Source organism: Bacillus sp. AFS023182 (genome assembly GCF_002560575.1).
GTDB lineage: Bacteria > Bacillota > Bacilli > Bacillales > Bacillaceae_G > Bacillus_A > Bacillus_A arachidis.
The window spans coordinates 111,621-132,134 of sequence record NZ_NTRO01000003.1 but is presented as its reverse complement, the minus strand read 5'-3'; the positions used below and the strand labels follow the sequence as shown (position 1 = coordinate 132,134).

General features: G+C 34.9%; 27 protein-coding genes, 2 other RNA genes and 2 riboswitches. Of the genes, 21 read left to right on the top strand and 8 right to left on the bottom strand.

Going from position 1 to position 20,514, the window contains the following annotated elements; all coding sequences use genetic code 11:
* Positions 1-5: 5 nt before the first annotated feature.
* Positions 6-260, bottom strand: a complete 255-nt coding sequence (locus tag CN288_RS01575; RefSeq protein WP_000369734.1) for a DUF3931 domain-containing protein — start codon at positions 258-260, stop codon at positions 6-8.
* 71 nt (positions 261-331) lie between these two features.
* Here CN288_RS01575 and CN288_RS01570 point away from each other — a divergent pair, with 71 nt between their 5' ends.
* The 5 genes from CN288_RS01570 to ssrS (CN288_RS01550) all read left to right on the top strand — a co-directional run bounded on the left by CN288_RS01570 (position 332) and on the right by ssrS (CN288_RS01550) (position 2,457).
* On the top strand, positions 332-787 hold the full coding sequence (locus CN288_RS01570) for a GNAT family N-acetyltransferase (protein WP_026591810.1): 456 nt from the start codon (positions 332-334) through the stop codon (positions 785-787).
* A gap of 58 nt (positions 788-845) precedes the next feature.
* Positions 846-1,118 (top strand): DUF2533 family protein, encoded by a 273-nt coding sequence (locus tag CN288_RS01565; protein WP_026591809.1) that lies wholly within the window; start codon positions 846-848, stop codon positions 1,116-1,118.
* Between the two features lie 2 nt (positions 1,119-1,120).
* Positions 1,121-1,954 carry a sulfurtransferase gene (locus tag CN288_RS01560; RefSeq protein ID WP_026591808.1) on the top strand — a complete coding sequence of 278 codons (834 nt, stop codon included), beginning with the start codon at positions 1,121-1,123 and terminating at the stop codon, positions 1,952-1,954.
* A 115-nt stretch (positions 1,955-2,069) separates the two neighbouring features.
* Positions 2,070-2,252, top strand: a non-coding RNA gene (ssrS, locus tag CN288_RS01555) — 6S RNA.
* A gap of 21 nt (positions 2,253-2,273) precedes the next feature.
* A non-coding RNA gene (gene ssrS / locus CN288_RS01550) (6S RNA) lies at positions 2,274-2,457 on the top strand.
* 225 nt (positions 2,458-2,682) lie between these two features.
* On the opposite strand, the gene CN288_RS01545 is transcribed toward ssrS (CN288_RS01550), so the two are convergent.
* Entirely contained in the window at positions 2,683-3,132 is a 450-nt protein-coding gene (locus tag CN288_RS01545; protein WP_098301750.1) for a hypothetical protein, read from the bottom strand.
* Positions 3,133-3,214: 82 nt separating this feature from the next.
* On the opposite strand from CN288_RS01545, the gene CN288_RS01540 reads away from it, so the two are divergent.
* The 8 genes from CN288_RS01540 to CN288_RS01505 all read left to right on the top strand — a co-directional run bounded on the left by CN288_RS01540 (position 3,215) and on the right by CN288_RS01505 (position 11,511).
* The gene (locus CN288_RS01540) at positions 3,215-3,526 is read left to right on the top strand and encodes a hypothetical protein (protein WP_026591806.1); all 312 of its coding nucleotides are present in this window, start codon (positions 3,215-3,217) and stop codon (positions 3,524-3,526) included.
* A 3-nt stretch (positions 3,527-3,529) separates the two neighbouring features.
* Complete coding sequence (locus CN288_RS01535) at positions 3,530-4,756, top strand: glutathionylspermidine synthase family protein (RefSeq protein WP_098301749.1); 1,227 nt, start codon at positions 3,530-3,532, stop codon at positions 4,754-4,756.
* 2 nt (positions 4,757-4,758) lie between these two features.
* Positions 4,759-5,145, top strand: coding sequence for a DUF350 domain-containing protein (locus tag CN288_RS01530; protein ID WP_026591804.1), 387 nt, complete (start codon positions 4,759-4,761; stop codon positions 5,143-5,145).
* Positions 5,146-5,290: 145 nt separating this feature from the next.
* A riboswitch (M-box (ykoK) riboswitch) is annotated at positions 5,291-5,454 on the top strand.
* Between the two features lie 375 nt (positions 5,455-5,829).
* The gene (locus tag CN288_RS01525; protein ID WP_098301748.1) at positions 5,830-6,561 is read left to right on the top strand and encodes a P-type ATPase; all 732 of its coding nucleotides are present in this window, start codon (positions 5,830-5,832) and stop codon (positions 6,559-6,561) included.
* A 134-nt stretch (positions 6,562-6,695) separates the two neighbouring features.
* On the top strand, positions 6,696-7,562 hold the full coding sequence (locus CN288_RS01520; protein WP_026591802.1) for a 5'-3' exonuclease: 867 nt from the start codon (positions 6,696-6,698) through the stop codon (positions 7,560-7,562).
* 236 nt (positions 7,563-7,798) lie between these two features.
* Positions 7,799-7,939: an FbpB family small basic protein gene (locus tag CN288_RS01515; protein WP_081811017.1), complete on the top strand. Its 141-nt coding sequence runs from the start codon at positions 7,799-7,801 to the stop codon at positions 7,937-7,939.
* 526 nt (positions 7,940-8,465) lie between these two features.
* Complete coding sequence (locus tag CN288_RS01510) at positions 8,466-10,445, top strand: acetoacetate--CoA ligase (RefSeq protein ID WP_098301747.1); 1,980 nt, start codon at positions 8,466-8,468, stop codon at positions 10,443-10,445.
* Between the two features lie 211 nt (positions 10,446-10,656).
* The gene (locus tag CN288_RS01505; RefSeq protein ID WP_170833674.1) at positions 10,657-11,511 is read left to right on the top strand and encodes a GNAT family N-acetyltransferase; all 855 of its coding nucleotides are present in this window, start codon (positions 10,657-10,659) and stop codon (positions 11,509-11,511) included.
* 53 nt (positions 11,512-11,564) lie between these two features.
* On the opposite strand, the gene CN288_RS01500 is transcribed toward CN288_RS01505, so the two are convergent.
* Positions 11,565-12,125: a cysteine hydrolase family protein gene (locus CN288_RS01500; protein ID WP_090692379.1), complete on the bottom strand. Its 561-nt coding sequence runs from the start codon at positions 12,123-12,125 to the stop codon at positions 11,565-11,567.
* Between the two features lie 334 nt (positions 12,126-12,459).
* On the opposite strand from CN288_RS01500, the gene CN288_RS01495 reads away from it, so the two are divergent.
* On the top strand, positions 12,460-12,720 hold the full coding sequence (locus CN288_RS01495; RefSeq protein WP_098301746.1) for a DUF6123 family protein: 261 nt from the start codon (positions 12,460-12,462) through the stop codon (positions 12,718-12,720).
* A 2-nt stretch (positions 12,721-12,722) separates the two neighbouring features.
* On the opposite strand, the gene CN288_RS01490 is transcribed toward CN288_RS01495, so the two are convergent.
* From CN288_RS01490 to CN288_RS01480, 3 genes are all read right to left on the bottom strand, one after another.
* Positions 12,723-13,628, bottom strand: a complete 906-nt coding sequence (locus CN288_RS01490; RefSeq protein WP_090692374.1) for a DMT family transporter — start codon at positions 13,626-13,628, stop codon at positions 12,723-12,725.
* Between the two features lie 13 nt (positions 13,629-13,641).
* On the bottom strand, positions 13,642-14,028 hold the full coding sequence (locus CN288_RS01485) for a reverse transcriptase-like protein (RefSeq protein ID WP_098301745.1): 387 nt from the start codon (positions 14,026-14,028) through the stop codon (positions 13,642-13,644).
* A gap of 91 nt (positions 14,029-14,119) precedes the next feature.
* Positions 14,120-14,992 carry an aldose 1-epimerase family protein gene (locus CN288_RS01480; RefSeq protein ID WP_098301744.1) on the bottom strand — a complete coding sequence of 291 codons (873 nt, stop codon included), beginning with the start codon at positions 14,990-14,992 and terminating at the stop codon, positions 14,120-14,122.
* 131 nt (positions 14,993-15,123) lie between these two features.
* A riboswitch (PreQ1 riboswitch) is annotated at positions 15,124-15,168 on the top strand.
* Positions 15,169-15,174: 6 nt separating this feature from the next.
* On the opposite strand from CN288_RS01480, the gene CN288_RS01475 reads away from it, so the two are divergent.
* The 3 genes from CN288_RS01475 to CN288_RS01465 all read left to right on the top strand — a co-directional run bounded on the left by CN288_RS01475 (position 15,175) and on the right by CN288_RS01465 (position 16,986).
* Complete coding sequence (locus CN288_RS01475) at positions 15,175-15,660, top strand: QueT transporter family protein (RefSeq protein WP_026591795.1); 486 nt, start codon at positions 15,175-15,177, stop codon at positions 15,658-15,660.
* Positions 15,661-16,137: 477 nt separating this feature from the next.
* Positions 16,138-16,797 (top strand): ribonuclease H family protein, encoded by a 660-nt coding sequence (locus CN288_RS01470; RefSeq protein ID WP_098301743.1) that lies wholly within the window; start codon positions 16,138-16,140, stop codon positions 16,795-16,797.
* Positions 16,798-16,809: 12 nt separating this feature from the next.
* The gene (locus CN288_RS01465) at positions 16,810-16,986 is read left to right on the top strand and encodes a zinc-finger domain-containing protein (RefSeq protein ID WP_081811016.1); all 177 of its coding nucleotides are present in this window, start codon (positions 16,810-16,812) and stop codon (positions 16,984-16,986) included.
* A gap of 31 nt (positions 16,987-17,017) precedes the next feature.
* On the opposite strand, the gene CN288_RS01460 is transcribed toward CN288_RS01465, so the two are convergent.
* Both CN288_RS01460 and cspD read right to left on the bottom strand, forming a co-directional pair.
* On the bottom strand, positions 17,018-17,266 hold the full coding sequence (locus CN288_RS01460; protein WP_026591793.1) for a DUF2564 family protein: 249 nt from the start codon (positions 17,264-17,266) through the stop codon (positions 17,018-17,020).
* A 123-nt stretch (positions 17,267-17,389) separates the two neighbouring features.
* Positions 17,390-17,587, bottom strand: a complete 198-nt coding sequence (gene cspD, locus CN288_RS01455; protein ID WP_026591792.1) for a cold-shock protein CspD — start codon at positions 17,585-17,587, stop codon at positions 17,390-17,392.
* Positions 17,588-17,855: 268 nt separating this feature from the next.
* Between cspD and CN288_RS01445 the strand changes: the two genes are divergently transcribed.
* The 4 genes from CN288_RS01445 (at position 17,856) to CN288_RS01430 (ending at position 20,381) form a co-directional block, all read left to right on the top strand.
* Positions 17,856-18,584, top strand: a complete 729-nt coding sequence (locus CN288_RS01445; RefSeq protein ID WP_098301741.1) for a YqcI/YcgG family protein — start codon at positions 17,856-17,858, stop codon at positions 18,582-18,584.
* A 138-nt stretch (positions 18,585-18,722) separates the two neighbouring features.
* The gene (locus tag CN288_RS01440; protein ID WP_098301740.1) at positions 18,723-19,355 is read left to right on the top strand and encodes a LysE family transporter; all 633 of its coding nucleotides are present in this window, start codon (positions 18,723-18,725) and stop codon (positions 19,353-19,355) included.
* A 19-nt stretch (positions 19,356-19,374) separates the two neighbouring features.
* A complete protein-coding gene (locus tag CN288_RS01435; RefSeq protein ID WP_026591789.1) occupies positions 19,375-19,668 on the top strand; it encodes a hypothetical protein in 294 nt (97 codons plus the stop codon).
* A gap of 83 nt (positions 19,669-19,751) precedes the next feature.
* Complete coding sequence (locus CN288_RS01430; RefSeq protein ID WP_026591788.1) at positions 19,752-20,381, top strand: sterol desaturase family protein; 630 nt, start codon at positions 19,752-19,754, stop codon at positions 20,379-20,381.
* The last annotated feature ends 133 nt before the right edge of the window (positions 20,382-20,514 follow it).

Genomic DNA, 20,514 nt, shown 5'->3' with positions numbered 1-20,514 from the left:
AAGCTCTATGAAAAAAAGATTCGTTCAATTTTCTTTTGCAGTACAGCATCCAATGATTTTACGAATCCTGCAAATTCATCTGTAGAAATCATATGGGTAAGAACCAAGCGTCTGCCATCTGGTGTTTCACCGCATAAGACGAACGAAGAAAACTCATATGTTTTTCCATCTACAACTAATTTTGGGTGGGAATATGTTCCGTTTTTCTTTTTCTTTCCATCAATCGAGATGACGTTGCACTTTTTCTCATTGTTGTCCATGGTGAATCCCTCCTTTGTATTACTTATGGTAGACAAGGAGGGTTTAGAACAAGAGGGAAAGGGGAAATTTTATGGAGATTGTAATAGAACACATATCTAAAGAGATAGCACCGAAATCATTGCTATTACTCGCCGATCCAAGTGATGTGCAAATTCATGCATATTTGCAGCGCGGCCTTATCCATGTTGCGAAAGTGGCAGGAAAGGTTATAGGTGTATATGTATTGCTTGAGACAAGACCACAAACAATGGAAATTATGAATATCGCTGTTTCTGAAGAAGTACAAGGAAAAGGGATTGGAAAACAATTATTACAGCACGCAATTATAACTGCCAAAGAAAAACACATGCATAATCTTGAAGTAGGGACAGGGAATTCTAGTATTTCACAGCTTGCTTTCTATCAAAAATGTGGTTTTCGTATTTTTTCTATTGATTTTGATTACTTTTCGAAGCATTATGAAGAAGAGATTATTGAAAATGGAATTGTATGCCGAGATATGATTCGGCTTACAATGGAACTCTAATCATTTTTTTATGAAGTTATTTGGCAAGAAAATATAAATTATTTAGGGGGAAGAGAAGATGGAAGTACATAAAGCAATTACAGCACATTCTCGTAAACAAAATGAAATTGTGACAACATTTTTACAGCTAGAAGCACAGCGTGAAGCAGCAATTGAAGCGGCAGTAGCACTCGCATCAAATGGAAAACATTTCTCAGTAGATTCGATTAATATGGTAACGAAACAAATTAATAACCTTGCTAAACGAGGTGTTGCACCACAACGTAAAATTGTAACAGAAGATATGGTTATGGAGTATGTAGGTCGCCTGCAAGAGAAAGAAGGTCGTTAAGTATGATTGTTACAGTCGAATGGTTACGTGATCATATAGAAGATGAACATGTCCGCATAGTCGATTGTCGTTTTGACTTGGCTAATCCAAATTGGGGAAGAGAACAGTATGAAAAAGAACATATTCCTCATGCGCTATATTTTGATTTGAATCTTGATTTATCCAGTTCTATTACGGAGCATGGCGGTCGTCATCCACTTCCAGATATTCAGGATTTTGCTGAAAAGCTTTCTCAAGCTGGTATTGATGAACATACGACAGTAGTTGCATATGACAGTCAAGCAGGTGCAATGGCTTCGCGTTTATGGTGGCTATTAACATATGTAGGGCATCAAAAAACATATTTGTTAAATGGTGGTTTTCCTGCTTGGAAAGAACAAAATTTATCTATAACAGCAGAAGTTCCAACTATTGAACGGAAAAAATTCATACCGAATGTACAAGATAACATGCTGGTAACGATGGAAGATGTGAAAGAAAAAATTCGTACAAATGCAGATGTTACGTTAATTGATTCGAGAGAGCCAAGACGTTATGCTGGTGTCGAAGAACTTGTTGATCCTAAAGCTGGTCACATTCCGACAGCAGAAAATTATTTTTGGAAAGATGGAATCACGGCGGAAGGTCAGTTCAAAAATAAAAATGAGCAAGAAGAACGGTTCCATCATCTTAATAAAGAGAAAGAAACAATTGTCTATTGTGGATCTGGTGTAACAGCATGTCCGAATATATTAGCGTTACAAACAGCTGGTTTTCGTAATGTGAAGTTATATGCTGGAAGCTGGAGCGATTGGATTTCTTATCCAGAAAACCAAATTGTAAAAGAAGGACAGTAACCTCTTGCATGTAAAAATATTTTGTATTAAAATAAGGTCACAAGTAAGAAATTACTTCAAAACATTACATTTTACACATTGCATGCAATGTGATAAGATAGCGACAAGTAAATAAAACATCCTGCGGTGTACGTAACTTATTTATGTCTAAAACCGATGTTAGTTATACGGAAGCTCAATATTTAGTGACCATCATCAAGCCTTCCTTGTGGAGGAAGATGTACGGTAGCTGTGAGGGCATCCACCTGCGAGTAGCGGGTTTTTGGACATTTACGAGTGACGGCACGTGCGGGGGTCTTATTTCAACTAACATTAAATAAAATTCCTACGGTGTACGTAGCTTATGTATGTCTTAAACCAATGAGTATAATACGGAAGTTCAATATCTAAATGTAAACAGCATGCCATCTTTTTAAGAAGGAAGCTGAAAGCATTTATGAGAACATCCACCTGTGAGAGCAGGTTTATGGACATCTAGAGAGAACGGCATGTGTGGGGCTATATAAAAAACCTTACGTTTTATACGTAAGGTTTTTTTGCTGTAGGAGCCCTTTTTCGGTATGTTAGAAATGATTGCAATTTCATTGTGTGGAAAGCATAAAAATAGTAGAAATCAAATAGACTCCAAATGGTGGGAATTCATTTGATTGTTACCCCGCATTAACTGTCCGTAACAGCCTGATTCGCGAGGGCTGATAATCAGTGGCCCCACGAATTAAAGTTTCACTTTATCTGTGTTCACCTGTGAAATTTCCATAATAAACATAGCATTTTCGATCTTCATCAATCTCTCTGGAGTCTAGGGTGAATTCCATAAATATTCCGTCTTTTTGAACGTACAAAATATCTGAATGGAGATACGTTACAATCTCGTCATGGTTCCATACATCTTTACTTTCTATTAAAATTGAATTTTCTCCTAGTAATTCTCTAATCTCAAAACCTATATGGGAATATGTGGGTTCTGAAGGGTCGTTGAAAAACGTTTCTTTTTGCACATATAATACTGCTGTTCCATCGGGATCCATCGAGGTTGCTGTTACGAAGTATGTATCTCCTTCTTTAACAAAGTACTCACAGGTCATCCTTGCGACAGCTTCAGACACAGAAATATCGGCATAGTTCCATAGGGCAGGATATTGTTTTGCTTCATCATTGAGTCGATATTCTAACCGCACTTGTAACCCCTCTTTCTTTTTCTTCTACTTTATCATGAATTCTTTTATAATAAAAATATAATATATAAAGGGGCGTTGGAAAGTGACAAAAACCAAATGGTTAGTAACGGGTGTTCTTACATCTTTAATGGCTGGTACTTTATCAGGCTGTACAAAAGATCTCCCTTCAAAACCAAAAGATAAGAGTTGTGCAGATTGGGATTGGGATGATGAACTTGGCGTGTGGCGATGCGATGACAGCCATTCAAGTCATCATGGGGGTTATTATTACGGTGGTAGATATTATCAAAATAAATCAACTTTCAAAAATTCTGCTGAATTTAAGTCCTATCAAGCTTCGTCCAATTTTAAAGGGGGAATTGGAAGCGGTTCAAAGGGCGGATCCGGAGGTTAAATTATGTCGCTTTACATAAAGAAACGAAGTGAATTTTATTCAAGGTTCTCTCACTTTTGGTCCGACTTATACGGGAGTGAATATAGTCTTTTTCATGTTTTTGAAATAACAGAACAAACAATCCAAAATTTGCAATTAGCAACGGAACGAATGGGAAAAGTATTTTTTAAGACTGCTAGGCTTCTTCGGACCTTGTCTGACGCTCAGTTTCTTGAACTTGGTTTTCCTTCTTCCAGTCTGCCTTTTATTAGAATGAAATCTCTATTTCCTGAATCTATTATTTCACGGTTTGATTTTGCGATGACAGATACTGGTATCAAAATGCTTGAGTTTAATAGCGATACTCCGACTTTTATCATGGAATGCTTTCAAATGAATGGGGAGGTCTGCAAAGAATTAGAGTATCATGACCCAAACAACAAACAGGAACGTCTTCTCTCTTCTGGTATCACAAAAGCTGTGATGGAAGCGGTTAAAGGGATAGAAAGACCAAACGTTGTCTTTACAGCCCATCATGAACATATAGAAGATTGGAATACAACTCGGTATTTGAGTCAGCTATGTCAGGTTAGCAACAACGTGGTGTCAATGTCAGAACTCAGAATTACTGAAGATGCTTTACTTGACGGAGATGGTGTACCAATTGATGTTTTGTATCGCCAGACATATCCTATTGAACACTTAGTTGAGGACCAAGATCCTAACACTGGAGATCTTGTAGGGATCGAATTACTGCAGCTTGTAAAGGAAGGAAAGCTTTTTATTATAAATCCGATTTCATCTTTTCTACTGCAGCCGAAATCGGTTCAATGTATCATTTGGGGATTAGCGGAGGCAGGTGCTTTTTATACAAATGAGGAACAACAATGGATTAAAGAATATATGCTTCCTACTTACCTAGAAGCAGATCTGTTTTTAGGAAAAAGTTCTTTTGTTCAAAAACCTTCGTTCGGTAGAGAAGGCGACACGGTTACAATTCGTGATAAAGACACTAATATTGTTAATCAAAATTCATATCAAACGTATAAAAAAGAGCTTCCTATATTTCAAAAATATTTAAAGCTTCCTGTTGTTTCTCTTGAGACTGAAAAGGGGATCGAGGAGCTGTCGTATGTGTTTGGATCATTTTTAATTGCTGGGAAGCCAAGTAGTATTGGTATACGTGCTGGTGAAAAAATTACGGGGAATGAATCATATTATTTACCTGTAGGAATTAAAAAGGAGGTTTAGAAATGATAAATTTCTTACTTTATTTAGCAGTTACAATCGGTCTTTTATGTATTGGTCTTTTTCTTATGGAAGTGACAACAAAAGTGAAGGAATTTTCATTAATGGCTAAAGGGAATAAAGCAGCAAGCTATGCACTTGGAGGAAGACTTCTTGGGCTTGCAATTGTTTTGTATTCTACGGCTGCTCATTCTGTTTCATTAATGGATATGGTTTTATGGGGAGCGATTGGAGTATTAGCACAAATTATTGTGTTTTATTTAGCTGAATGGCTTACACCGCGTTTTAATATCAACCAAAGCATCGAAGAAGATAACCAGGCTGTTGGACTTTTTCTTATGTTTTTATCAATTTCTATTGGAATCGTGATTGCTGGGTGTTTAACATATTGAAAAACCTTAAACAATTAGTATTAGAATAAGTGTATTTCTGTCTTGAATCATTTTCTAGGAAATACTTGTCGTAATAAGGAAAAAGTTTGAATTCAAAGTGTTGACATCTATTTTAAATAGGAGTAACATTTTCTATGTAATAAAAATAAGTCTCTGTTAGGTGAGGCTCCTGTATAGAGAAATGCTACTGCCCAAAAATGTCGAGAGACGCCAATGGGTCAACAGGAATGATCGAATTAAGGTTTTTCTTAACGTAGCTGGTAACGTACCTATGCTATACAGTGCTAAAACTCGGCGAGGGAGAGGTTCGCGGATTTCTATGTTGATTAGGAATCGCTTATTTATGTATGTAATGACCTTTACTCGCTTATGAGTAGAGGTCTTTTTATAAACAAGCTATAAGTACTAACTAAAAAATGAAAAGGGAGGTGAGGAGCATGTCAAATTCTGACTCGGTTCCGTTACCCATATACTTCGAAACAAAAATATATGATGTAGGCAGGAAACGACTTGTTCCTCCCTCTATATTTATCATAAGATAACGTTCAGCTAGTTATGAGCTGAAATAAGGATGAGTTGAACGTGGCACACTTTAACAAGCTATAGAGAAATATGAGTGGTTAAAGTGAGATAAATTGAGAAACAAAGCGTTTCTTCCTATGTTGTAAAGGAGGAGACGGTAATATGTTATATGTAAATAAAATTGTGGGTAACATGTCACATAAACAAAGCAAAAAAATGTTGAAAGAACAATCTCTATTAAAACAAAATAAAGATTTGTTAATTGAAATTGCAACTAGAGATGTCAAATCTGTATTTGCTTATTTTAAAACAACAAGAGATGGTCTTTCAATGAAAGAAGCACAGAAGCGTATTCATGTGTACGGGAAAAATGAATTATCTTCAAAACGAGCAATTTTTTCTGATGTAATGATGAAATTAAGCGAAATGATTCCTGGTTTTGCAAAGCAACGTGTTCATAATTACAATCATTGCGAGATTGTAACAGTTACTGTTTCTAGGGTAGAAGGATATACATCTGTAGGTCAGAATAGTGAATCAAAAATAATGAAACTTCCAGTTGAAGAGCTAGTTCCAGGGGACATGGTTTTTCTGTCAGCAGGTGATATAGTTCCAGCTGATGTACGTATTATATATGCAGAAGATTTGTTAGTAAATGAATCGGTGTTAACAGGAAAAGAAGCAAATGTAGAGAAATTTGAAAGCTGTTATCATCTTGAACGCAAACGTTTTATTCCATTAAAACGAATGAAAGACTACAATCCAATTCAACTTGAAAATGTATGTTTTAAAGGCACGCATATCGTGAATGGAACTGCGAAGGCTGTAGTCGTTTCAACAGGTAAAAATACGTATTCTGGATTGCTCCACACATGCTGTAGTCAAACATCTTGAGCTGTTAATGGTGCTAAATATATGAAAACATTGTATAATGGATAAAGTTGAACAAAAACGTAGAATGGTAATCTATTTATATAACCTTACGAGATAACGTGAGGTTATTATTTTTTGTTAGTAGGAGAGGAATTATGAGAAAAGTATTGTTAGTTGACGGTATGGCACTATTATTTCGTGCTTTTTACGCAACAAGTGTTTATGGACAATTTATGAAGAGAAAAGACGGTACCCCAACAAATGGGATTCATGGTTATATGAAACATTTATTAACAGCAACCCAAGCAATTGAACCGACGCATATTGTAACGTGCTGGGATATGGGAAGTACGACATTCCGAACGGAATCGTTCTCAAATTATAAAGCAAACCGTGCAGCGCCACCAGAAGAATTGATTCCGCAATTTGATTTAGTACAAGAGATGACTTCACAGTTATCTATTCCTGTAATTGGAATGAAGGGCTATGAAGCTGATGACTGTATTGGTACGTTAGCAAAAGAATACGCTAGTGAGGCGGAAGTATATATTCTAACAGGTGATACAGATTTATTACAGCTTGTTGATACAAATGTTACCGTAATGCTTCTTCGTAAAGGAATCGGAAACTATGAATATTATACACCAGAGAAGATTATGGAAGAAAAAGGCGTAGAGCCTTGGCAAATCGTTCATGCGAAAGCATTTATGGGAGACACGAGTGATAACTACCCAGGTGTAAAAGGAATTGGTGAGAAGACAGCGTATAAATTAATTCAAGAACATGGTACAGTAGCGGCAGTACTAGAAAATATAGCGTCATTGACGAAAGCACAGCGTACAAAAATTGAAAATGATTTGGAAAACTTAAATATATCATTACAATTGGCAAGAATTCATTGTGAAGTTCCAATTTCCTGTTTGTTAGAGGAAGGTTTGCATACAATTGATGAAGAGAAAGTACGTTTTGTTTGTGGAGAAATGAACTGGGGAAGACCCGAAATGTTTATAAATATGTTATAAAAAAGAAATGCTTTATACTATAAATAACGTCTAATCAAGTATATGTTGATTAGACGTTATTTTTTATGTAACTTCTTTCAATTGATGGAGTTGTCAGAAAAAATACTTAGTTTTCATCTGGAATTCAAACAGATTTCACATGAATCTTTTATTATAAAACTATACAGATAATCACTTATCTTTTATATAAATAATCCTTTGATAAGTTATTTGTAATAGTGAAGGAGGAAAAAATTATGCGAAAGAAAATAAGAAAATCCTTTAAACAATTATTGATAGAGAATAAACAATTATTATTAAGTGATAAAGAGAATTTACGAGAAATAGAGGAAAAGATTGAAAAGAGGCATGTATCGTATCGTGTATCAAGTAACTGAATAAGATAATAAAATTATGTAAAACCCCTTTCTTTATGAGAAGGGGTTTTATATATTGATCATACTTAAGAGCAGGGTTGTAAGTATAGAAAGAAGGAGAAAGTTTGGGTAACTGAATAGGAGGGAGAGTAACCTCATTCTTTGAGTATCAACAAAAAAGAAAAGAATAATAAATAAAAAATTCAAGTTACTAAGACAACAGAAATGGTTTCAAGAGAGGTGTGGTTCTGCTGTTATGTTCCAATCAGGGGCGTTGGTTGTAAAGTGAGAGATGTAGAAAAAGTCCATTTGTATGTAGAGCATAAAGAAGAGTTTGAAAGAATGAAAGCAGAAGATAATTACAAGTTCAGGTTTCTTTAGACATAAGTTTATTAAGCTAGTAGTAAAAAGGTTCTCCTTTTATAGGAGAGCTTTTTTATTAAAGTACGAACTTCCTCCTTTGAAAAAAAGGTTTTTAAAGAGCAAATACTGTATATAGTTATTATTTACGTCTAAAAAATTGTTAGCTAAGGGGGAATGAATAACAATGAAAATGGTTACTGAAGGGGACCTATTATGGAAGCCATCACAACAACAAATAGAAAAATCAGGTATCAGTCTCTTTATGAAATGGCTTAAACAAGAGAAGGATTTATCTTTTAGCAATCAGAGTGAATTATGGAAATGGTCTGTTGACGAACTTGAAATGTTCTGGGAAAATATTTGGAATTACTGCCAAGTCAAATCTAACACACCATATAATCAAGTTTTGGAATCAAGAAAGATGCCCGGGGCAAAATGGTTCACAGGTGCTACTTTAAATTATGCGGAACATGTTTTTCGAAATGTAAGAGGAAATAAGCCAGCAGTAATTTTTCAATCAGAAACCACTCGGAGAACAGAAATAAGCTGGAAAGAACTTCAGCAAAAGACAGCGATGGTGGCAAATTCTCTAAAGGAATTAGGAGTGAAACAAGGAGATCGTGTAGTTGCTTATATGCCTAACATTCCTGAAACAGTAATTGCTTTTTTAGCATGTGCCAGTATTGGAGCCATTTGGTCCAGCTGTTCTCCTGATTTCGGGACAAATACTGTTATTGATCGATTTAAACAAATTGAACCGACAATTTTATTTGCGGTTGACGGATATTCTTATAATGGTAAAATTCAGAATAGAATAACAAATATCTCGGAAATTCAATCGAGTCTACCTACTTTAAAACAGACTGTTTTAATCCCTTATGTTAGCAGTAATGACTCTAAATTGAATAATCGTACAATGTATTGGAAGGATCTATTGCGAGGAGATTGTGAGCTTGTTTTTGAAAAGGTTCCATTTGAACATCCTCTTTGGATTTTATTTTCTTCTGGAACAACAGGGTTGCCAAAACCGATTGTACAAAGTCAAGGTGGAATACTATTAGAACAGCTTAAAACATTATTAGTTGAACAAGGTGTGAATCAAGATGATGTGTTCTTTTGGTTTACAACGACAGGATGGATGATGTGGAATCTTTTAGTGGGGGGACTGTTAACTGGAGGTACAATTGTTTTATATGATGGCAGTCCATCTTATCCGAGTATACATATATTATGGGATTTTGCAGAAGAAGTTGGTGTTACTTTCTTTGGTACAAGTGCAGGTTTCCTTAGCGCATGTATGAAATTCGGGGTTAAGCCAAAAGAAAGACATCGTTTCTCTAGGTTAAAGGCTATTTGTTCAACAGGTTCACCTCTATCGGTAGAAGGATTCTTGTGGATATATGAGAATGTGAAAAGAGATGTGTGGCTTGTTTCAACTAGTGGAGGGACCGATGTATGTACGGCATTTGTTGGTGGTTCGCCTATATTGCCTGTTTACGCTGGAGAAATACAAGCACGTTCTTTAGGAGCCCACGTACAATCATTTGATGATGAGGGAAATTCAGTTATTAATGAAGTTGGGGAATTGGTTATAATGGCACCAATGCCATCGATGCCCGTTTATTTCTGGGGAGATGACAAGAATAAACGTTATTTTGAAAGTTATTTTGAGATGTATCCAGGGATTTGGCGACATGGTGATTGGATTAAATTTGATGATAAAGGAAGCTGTGTTATTTTCGGACGATCAGACTCTACGATCAATCGGCTAGGTGTACGTCTAGGGACGAGCGAAATTTATCGTATAGTTGAGTCGCTAGATGCTATTATGGAGAGTCTAGTAGTGGATTTAGAGCTCCTTGGACGTCAATCATTTATGCCACTTTTCGTCGTGTTAAAACCTGAAGTAAATATGAGTGATAATCTAAAAGAAGCGATAAAAGCCGAAATAAAACAAAAAGTTTCACCACGTTTTGTACCTGACGAAATTTACGTAGTAGAGCAAATTCCGAAAACATTGAGTGGAAAGAAATTAGAAGTTCCAATTCGAAAAATTTTATTAGGGTTTCCGGCAGAAAAAGTAGTCAATCAAGGTTCCATGGCCAACCCTGAATCATTAAGCTTTTTTATGGATTTAGCACAAATTATTAATAAGCAAGAATAATAGAGCTCTTTCCTATTTATCCCGCATTAACGGGCAGTAAGACCCCCATCTCAAGATTCAGAGAGAAACAAGGAAGATAGGTGGGGGATCAACTTCCCGTAAAAGCCCGATTGGTTCAACTAATAATCAGTGGGGGATGAAGAAAACCCCCACTGATTAAAGTTTTCCTTTATTAAGCGAGCAACCTTTATGGAATATAGTGGGAGGGTAGATAGTGATTACAATAGAGAGAATTGAGGAAAAAGATATCCCGCATCTTATACATTTATCTGAATTAGTTGGATGGGATTATAGTTTAGAAGAAATCAAAACAATTTTCCAATCAGGAATTGTATATGGTGGGAAGAATATGAAAGGCGAATGTATTGCCAGTGCAGCTATTATCTTATATGGAGAGAAGCTAGCTTCTATTGGCATGGTCATTGTACATCCGCAGTATAAAGGAAAAGGGATTGGCAGAAGAATAACAGAGGCTTGTATAAGAAATGTTTCAGAAAAGACATCGATTATGCTTATTGCTACAGAAGAGGGAAAACCTTTATATGAAAAATTAGGTTTTCAAGCGGTTAGTCATGTTTCGAAATATATATGTAATCAGTATGTAACTCTCATGGGTTTTGAGGGGAGTAAGAAGTACACTTTTATGGATTATGGCGAGGGAGATAGTAATAGAATTGTGAAGTTAGATGAATTGGCTTGCGGTGTAAATAGACGCAATTTTATACAGAGAAGAATTGAACAATCAGAACAATGTGTGGTTGTAAAAGACAAAGAAAATAATATTGTAGGATATGGAATGAGCGTGCAAACTCCAGAAAATAGAATTATAGGACCGATTGTTGCGCCGAGTGATAATATCGCAACTACAATTGTTCATCATTTGGCAAAAGACTATAAGGGAAGACTTAGAATTGATGTACCAGAAGGAAAAGAATTTTTTATGAAAGTGCTCGAGACAGCTGGATTTCAAAAGGTAAATCAACCACCAGTTATGATGAAAAACAGCACTCAATTTTTGAAACGAAATGGTGGATTATATGGCATTGCTGCGCAGATATTCGGTTGAAAAAAGATTCCTTTTAAAAAAGGAATCTTTTTTATTTATAAATGCGATTTTTTCTACTCACGGTATTGATCATGAATAGGAGAAAATAAATCTTCCTCGACATCTCTCACAACAGAAAAATGATCCACATTATAATGACCATGTAGTGTTTTATTATGATGGTCAATAATTTGCTTGGCTGATAAAATCGTAGAATCATTTGTAGAATGACCGTTTTTGATTAAAGTGACGTCAAATCCCTGTACAGTTGCTGTTCTAACGGCGGTATCAATACAATGTTCGGTTTTGCAACCACCGATAACAAGATGGCCAATTTCTTTTTCTCTTAAAATCGTATGTAAAGAGGTGTTATAAAATGAATTGGTTGCTTGTTTGTCTATGATTTGTGCTGTATGAGGTACTTTAATTTCCTCATGTATTTGAAAGCCTTTCCCCACACCCGAAGCAACATCAGTATCTCTGACGAAAATAATAAGAGCATTGGATTGAATTGCTTTTTGAATGGCTATATTTATGTTCGTTAATAATTGATCTTTATGAAATACTGCAGATTCTTGCTCGTTACCATCAATCAGTTCTTGTTGAGAATCAATAATTAATAGAGCTTGTTTCATTACATTTCTCCTTTTTATCTCGTTATTTGTGAGTAATGATCTTTTGGTCTCAATGTTCAGAATATATCAAGAGAGACAGGTGCGGAATGAAGAAAATTCCCGCCAAATAAAGTTACACTTTATTTATTTCTTGATGCGGTAGATGAATCCTTTTTATATAGGGGATTATTTCATTTTCTTTATCTTCACATCATGTAACACCTTACAATATAACCAAGGTGAGGGAAAGAAAGTGAAAATTAGCGAATCATCTAATGTTGTTTTTATCTATTCTCAAGAAGCCTGAAAACTTGTATGATAGGAAGTGGAGAATTTTTTGGTAGGTGGGAACAGCATGCAAACAGTACAAGATTATCTTTCATTTTTACATACAAAAGGATTTAAATTATCAGAGGATGCACAAGGGTTTATTATGTTTGGTCAAGGGTATACAGGTGCATCTGATGGGCTTGTGAATACGGCAATTGAGGCAACAATTAAACATCAATTGCAATTTGATGGCAGTTATTTTATCGCTTTATTAGAGCGTTTGAGAGAAGAGAAAATTACTGATAAAAAAAGCGCAAAGGCTTTTATGCGGACGTTACAAGCGTAACATCACGCAGCCTGCGCTTCTTTTTTTGCTTTTGAAGGAAGTTCAACGAAGATCATACCTAAGAAAATACAGAGACAACCAAGTACTGCGGGAATAGAAAGCTGTTCGTTTGCGACAAGAACACCTGTTAAGGCAGCAAAGACAGGTTCCATTGCGAAAATAATGGCAACTCTCGTTGGAGAAGTATGTTTTTGCGCAGCTGTTTGAATAAAAAAAGCGATTGATGTTGCGAATAGGGATGTTGCAAGTAGAGCAAATAAAAAAGCGGAATTCGTCCATAAAGAGATTGAAAATAACTTTTCCCAGTCCTCGAATAAAAAAGCACAAATGGAAGAAAAAATTCCAACAGACAATACTTGGGATGTGCTCAATAATAAAGGGGATATCTTTTTAGAAAAGACCCCGTTGATGAGAATATGCGCTGCAAAGGCAATTGCACAGCCGAGAACGAGTATATCACCAATATTTAATTGAAAAGAATCACCAGCGGTTAGTAAATATAGACCCGCTGTTGCAGTAATAATGCCAAGTATGATAAAAGGTGTAGCTTTTTGTTTTAAAAAAACAAACGAAAGAATGGGAACCATAACAATACTGAGTCCAGTTAAAAATCCTGCTTTAGAAGAAGTAGTATAGAGTAATCCAAATGTTTGCAACAAATAACCGACAAATAAGAAAAATCCGACAATTAAACCAGCAATGCTACTATACTGAATTTCTTGTTTTGAAGTTTGTTTCGAGAATATAAATTGGACAAATAATAAAATGATTCCAGCAAGTAAAAAGCGAACACCATTAAAAGTAAATGGTCCAACAAATGACATTGCATTTTGAACGACAACAAACGTGGCCCCCCAAATAAAGGAGACAAATAATAAAGCGAGAGGAGCAATCCAACCTTTTTTCACATTAAAACCTCCATTAATTTTTTAAAATGGCTTTTCTTGCTAATTCATCGGCAACTTTGTTTTGACTACTAGGAATCCACTTTATAAAGAAAAGATCAAATTTATTTATGTACTGTAGTGCTTCTTCTAAAAGCGGTACGTATATTTTGTTCTTTGCATACTCTTTTTCCACAGCACGCTCAACAAGCTGTGAATCTGTACGAAAAGAGACAATGTTATAATTATGTTCTGTGCAATATTTTAATGCAGCGAGTAATGCATGGTACTCAGCTTCATGGTTGGACATGGTTCCAAGTGGTAGTGATAGTTGCACAGGTGGCTGAACACCTTTAATAAAAACTCCAGCACCAGAAGGACCGGGATTTCCTTTTGATGCACCATCAATATATACTTCAATCAAAATTGAATACCTCCATTATTATATAGCATTCGTTGATAGTAATCCCTCACCTAATTGTAAAGATGAGGGATAGAATATGAAAAAAGGCACTTTATCCAATTGTAATGCTGTAGCGGCATGTAAATGTTTCATTTGCTTGTAAGGGTTGTACGCCTTTTTTCTCTTTGAAATCTTTTGCTGGTTCTACTTCGTCAGCAATCCCATACCAAGGTTCGATACATAAGAAAGGAGCGTCATTACCTGATGTCCAAACACCAACGAATGGGAAACCTTCAAATGCTACTTTGACAAATTTATTATGTTTATGAGAGCGAATAGAAATTTCATTTGTATTCATATTTTCAAAAATAAGGGCGTCATTTTTGAATAAATCGTATGTAAGTGGTAATTCTGTCTTATTTTCAACAACCAATTGTTTTTCTTTTGATAGAAATGGTCCTTTTAAAACGCTTGTTTCTAAATGTTCAGGGCCATTAAATGATAAATGGTAGTCTGTAAATGATTCACCTTCTATTAAAGGACAATTGAACCCTGGATGTGCTCCGATAGAAAATAACATTTCTTTTGAAGTAGGGTTAATCACTTCATAAGTAACATGTATATTTTGCTCGTCTAGTTTATAAGAAACATACAACTCAAATTCATAAGGATATTTTTGTAAAGTTTCTTGATTACTAGTGACTACATAAGTAATTTTTGTTTCACTTTGCTCTTTTACAGAGAATATAAGGTCGCGAGCGAACCCGTGTTGTGTTAATGAATAAGGCTTACCATCTACATAATATGCATTGTCCACTAATCTACCGACAATTGGGAATAAAATTGGTGCACGGCGCCCCCAATATTTAGGATCTCCTTGCCATAAATATTCTGTATTGTCTTCTTTTAAGCGAACACTCTCTAGTTCAGCACCTTTTTCAGAGATAGAAACGATCACTTTTTCATTTTGAATTATTGCTGTCATGAAGTGAAACCTCCTAAACCTTTCATATACTTTATTATACGCGGTCTATAAGAGAAAGGATAGTAAAGGATAGGAATCTATTGACGAATGGTTGACTATTGCGTACAATGTAAATTTGCTGTTTAAAAACGAATCACGTGGTTCGGGACCATCCCACGTAAAAAAACTAAGGAGATTTTGTCATGAAAATAAAAACTATAGTTGGTAATGGTATTTTGGCAGCGTTATATATTGCTGTTTCTGCACTTATTCAGCCATTTGGCTTTACGAATGTACAATTTCGTATTTCGGAAATGTTTAATCATCTCGTGGTATTTAATAAGAAATCAATTTATGGAATTGTCTTAGGTGTATTTTTAACAAATCTCTTTTTCTCACCTATGATTGGGTATGATTTAGTATTTGGAGTAGGACAATCCATTCTTGCACTTCTCGCTACGATTATTTCTATGCGTTTTATTAAGGGTGTTTGGGCTCGTATGATTTTTAATACAGTTATCTTTACAGTTACAATGTTTATGATAGCGATAGAACTTCACCTTGCATTTGAACTGCCATTTTTATTTACATGGCTTACATGTGCAGCGGGTGAATTTGTGGTAATGGCTATTGGTATGCCTGTTATGTATTGGATTAATAAACGAGTGCAATTTGAAAAAGTGATGTAAAGAATAAACAAAGAGGCTGAACCAAATCGGAATGATTGGGTAGCCTCTTTATTTATATATAAATAAGTACTTTTGATTCATTACACTAAAATTAATTTACGGGTAGTAAGAGTTAACAAAGGTTAAGGTAAAAGTTACCAGTAAAGCAAATGAGATTCAGAAAAAGATAGCATTTGTTGGATTAGGAACTTTAACGATTGTGATATTATTAAGTATTTTTTCTTATTATAAAATAACTGAATATTCATTTTTTGATCGAGGCTCATTAAAGTTTCACTATATAAAGGAGCATCCTATTTAAAAATTTATGGGTGGAGAGTCAGAATGTTCCAGCTTAAATTTAAGGTAGTAATCTAATTTAATTTTAGTTAAGGGGGTTATTCACAATATGAATTGATTCATTCGCATACAATACAGTGACTCTTGGTAAAATATAATAAAATAAAAATACGAATTCTTATATAAGGGGAAATTAACATGAAATATAAAATATGTTGGGTGTATAAAACAAAATCGAATCTTCAAACAGAATTAATAACAGATTATATGAACATAGAAGAGGCACTTCAATTTGCAACTGATTTTGAGAAAACTGGAAGAGTAAAGCAACTATTGTTTTATGATGAAATGGGAGCGGAATGGACGTTTAAAGAGATGAATAAGCTCGGTAAACAAATAGAAGAGGAGCCACAAGATATTCGTATTTACTTTGATGGGGGATATGACCTGCAAACGAAAGAGGCTGGAATTGGTATTTGTATTTATTATAAAAAAGGTCAGAAGGTGTATCGAGTTCGTCGAAATGCATATATAGACGGCATATATGATAATAATGAAGCGGAATATGCAGCGTTATTATATGGAATGAATGTACTAGAGGAATTAGGAATCAAATATGAACCGGTTACACTACATGGTGATTCTCAAGTCGTACTTCAGCAACTAGCTGGAGAATGGCCGTGCTACGATGAACATTTGAATCATTACTTAGATCAGATTGAACAAAAAGCAAAGAAGATGAAATTAAAGCTTGTCTGTGAACCAGTGTCAAGGAAACAGAATAAAGAAGCACATCAATTGGCCACGCAAGCATTAGAAGGAACAGCAATCGATAGCCATAAAGAAATATTGGAATAGAGAGGTGCAGGGGTGAATAAGAAGCAGCTCATTACAGAGGTAAATGATTTGTTAGAAACATACTGTGAAGGATGTTTTTTACAGGAACACTATCGAAAGACACATAGTAAATACTATGCCCATTCTTTTTGTATTCGGCAGTGCACTGTCGGAGAAAAGTTAAAAGCATATGGAGAGCAATTATCGTAAAAAGCATCCAGAGGTATCTCTGGATGCTTATTTAATGTTTCGCTTCTTTCAATTGGTGTTCGCATAGACTTAATTTTTTTTCTTCATTCATTAAAAAAGGTTCGTCTAAATCTGTCGCAACAGATTTCATTGTTTCAAGCTGAGAACGTGCAGATTCGACTGCAATTGTCGCATGTTGTAATGACTCGGGATCCATTGTAATTGTTGCAGAGCCTACCATTTTTTGCGCTGTTTCTACGCGGAATTTTACTTCTTCAAAATCATTCACATGTGAGCTCACTATCATCAATTCCTCCTTTGTATTCTGTCGCATTTCACATAGTTTTTACCCTGCAAAAAGGAAATATACAAAGGAATAACAAAGGAGGTTACCAAGTAAGGTAACCCCCTTTTATATGTTGGATTAAAGTTTTACTACGTTAGCAGCTTGAGGTCCACGGTTTCCTTCAACGATGTCGAAAGATACTTCTTGACCTTCTTCTAAAGATTTGTAGCCTTCGTCTTGAATAGCTGTGAAATGTACGAATACATCATCAGCGCCTTCAATTTCGATAAATCCAAAGCCTTTTTCATTGTTGAACCATTTTACTTTTCCTTGCATGTTACAATTCCCCCTAAAAAACGATTACTTTTTCATTTAGTAAAGTTGATTTGAAATATTCGCGAATTCATAAAACTAAAAAAATTATATTATCGAATATTCTGCTAAATGATAGTTTTAATATACATGAAATGGTAGATTTTAGTCAAGTAAGCGGTTTTAAGTTTTTGTATTTTTAAATAATTTTTTACGCAAGTTTTTTTATGGTATAGGACAAGCTCTTTTTCTAATATGTTTAAGTGAGTACTGTACATAATGAGGTGAGAGAATGAATCAGTCTTATTTATTGGATAATGAAGGAATGAAGATGAGGAAGGATATACCAATATGGGTTTCTGAGGAATTTGGAAATTTTTCTAATGTTGTATTGGATCCATCGTTTCCTTGTTATTTTGGTTTAACAGCCTTAAAGAAGAATGAACTTCGCTACTCATTCTTGTCTCATGATGATTGGAATCATTTACCACAGACGATGTGTTCTTTTTTGGAGTTGATGAACGAACGACCTGTTGTAAGAAGAGGTTTTTTTCTATTTGTAGAACCGGAATATGAAGAACGATCACTTGAGTATTACCGTTCTTACTTTTGGAAAGTGCTACAATATTTACATGAAGCAGATGAACAGCCATGGCCTGAAAGAATCCCAGAAAATCCAGATCATTACTTATGGGAATTTTCATTTGGTGGGGAGCCTATGTTTGCTTTTGGAAACGCTCCTGCTTATGAACAAAGAAAAACGCGACATTTAGGAAATTCACTCATTATAGGATTTCAGCCGCGAATTATATTTGAAGGTTTAGAAGGAGATCGGCCCAAAGGTGCTTATTCGCGGCAAATGGTCAGAGAACGGGTGGAAAAATGGGATCAATTGCCGAAACATCCGAATATCAGTCATTATGGTGACCCAGAGCATCGTGAGTGGAAGCAATATTTTATTGGAGACGATATTCAACCGATTACAGGTAAATGTCCATTTCATCATAAAATAGAGAAGTGAAAGCCGCCTATGGACGGCTTTTTTGCATATTTTGGATAAAAAAGGACATTTTAATGGTGTATATTTTTTGAAAAAGATAGTCTATATTTTGTCGTGTTTTCATTAGCTAATATAAAAGGAGTAGGAAAGGATAGAACTATGTTTGGAGCGATTATACAACAAATTGTACTAGGTATTTCATTGGCTGCACCAGTAGGACCGATTAATATTGAAATGTTAAAAAGAGGGATTGAACGTGGGTTTTGGCACTCTTGGCTTGTTGGAATAGGGGGCATGAGTGCAGATGTTTTATTTATGCTTCTTATTTACTTTGGATTGTCTTCTGTATTTATGTATACATATGTACAGGCATTTATGTATTGTATAGGTTTTTTCTTACTGTTTTATTTAGGATTTCAAAGTGTAAAACAAGGAATTTTGCATTCAAATATGGAATATAATCAAGAAGAGGTAGGAGGACTTCATCAATCCTATATGGCAGGTTTTTTCATTGCGGTATCTAATCCATTAAATCTTGTCTTTTGGTTTGGTGTATATGGAAGTACGCTTAGTTCACTGCTTACGAAAGTCACAAAGCAGGAGGCGTTTTTATATAGCCTTTGCATCATTGGTGGTATTATTTTGTGGAATTTAAATATCGCTTTTTCTGTTCATTTTGGACGAACTCTACTTAAGCCAAAGGCACTCGGTTATATTACATTGGGAGCTGGTTTCATTTTAGTCGGGTACTCGATTCACTTTGCGTATAAAGCCTTACAGTTGTTCATATAAGACCGAAGGGGAGATTTTTATGTATCGAACCACAGTTAATGGAAAAGAAATTATCATTACATTAGCGCCAAAGATTAGAAAAGAAATAACGGATAGGAACCCTTTATATGAGGCTGTTCTTCAAACTGTTGAAAGATTACTTCAAACAAAGCAATTAACATTTGCTGTAAATCATGAATTGTTGGGACTTATAATTGGAGAAGTGCAGAGAGGAGAAGTAACTGTCTTTGCAGTTGAAAATATTATACCGAAACAAAATATATTTGGTTCGAATGACTTTTTCTCTACAATAGAGCAACGAGCTAATTTATAATATAAAGAGAGTAACATAGATAAGATAGAAAGGGTCGTAACGATATGTTACGGCTGTTTTTTCGAAGAAAGGGGATAGGATGAATGAAAAGAGTATGGAAGGAGTTTTTTTTACAACATGATATTATCATTATGATTGGGGTAATGATTCTTTTTATCATTATTTTGCAAATGCAATTATTTACAGGAATAGCGGGTATATCATGTCTTGCTGGTATCATTTTTTATACAGTGAATGAATATGTTACGCATCGATTTTTATTTCATATGAAGCCTCCAAAAAATCCATTTTTACTGAAAATGTTAAAGAGATTACATTATGACCATCATGTGTATCCTGATGATTTAAAATTATTATTTTTACCAGCTTGGTATAGCCTGCCAGGGTTTACGATTTATTTGTTCATTCTATATGGGATCACAAAAGATGTAACGATTACACTCTCATTTGGAATAGGAATGATTATAATGTTACTTGTTTATGAATGGAAACATTATATAGCACATAGACCAATTCGTCCGTTGACTCGTTTTGGTAGATGGTTAAAAAAAACACATATTTTGCATCATTATAAAAATGAAAATTATTGGTTTGGTGTGTCGAATCCAGTGTATGATTTTTTATTTGGTACGTATAAAGATGGAAAAGATGTTGAATTAAGTAGGACGGCACGAAACTTAGAAAAAGAGAAAAATAAGGAAGTAGTGCGGTGAGCGCTACTTCTTTATTTTTCAAAAATATATTAAGAAATTAGAAAAATATGCCGAAAAATGTCTATCGAAAAATCTTTGCAGAGAAGAAGAGATTGTCTAAAATAAATATAAAGTTTCTGAATATTTGTAAAAT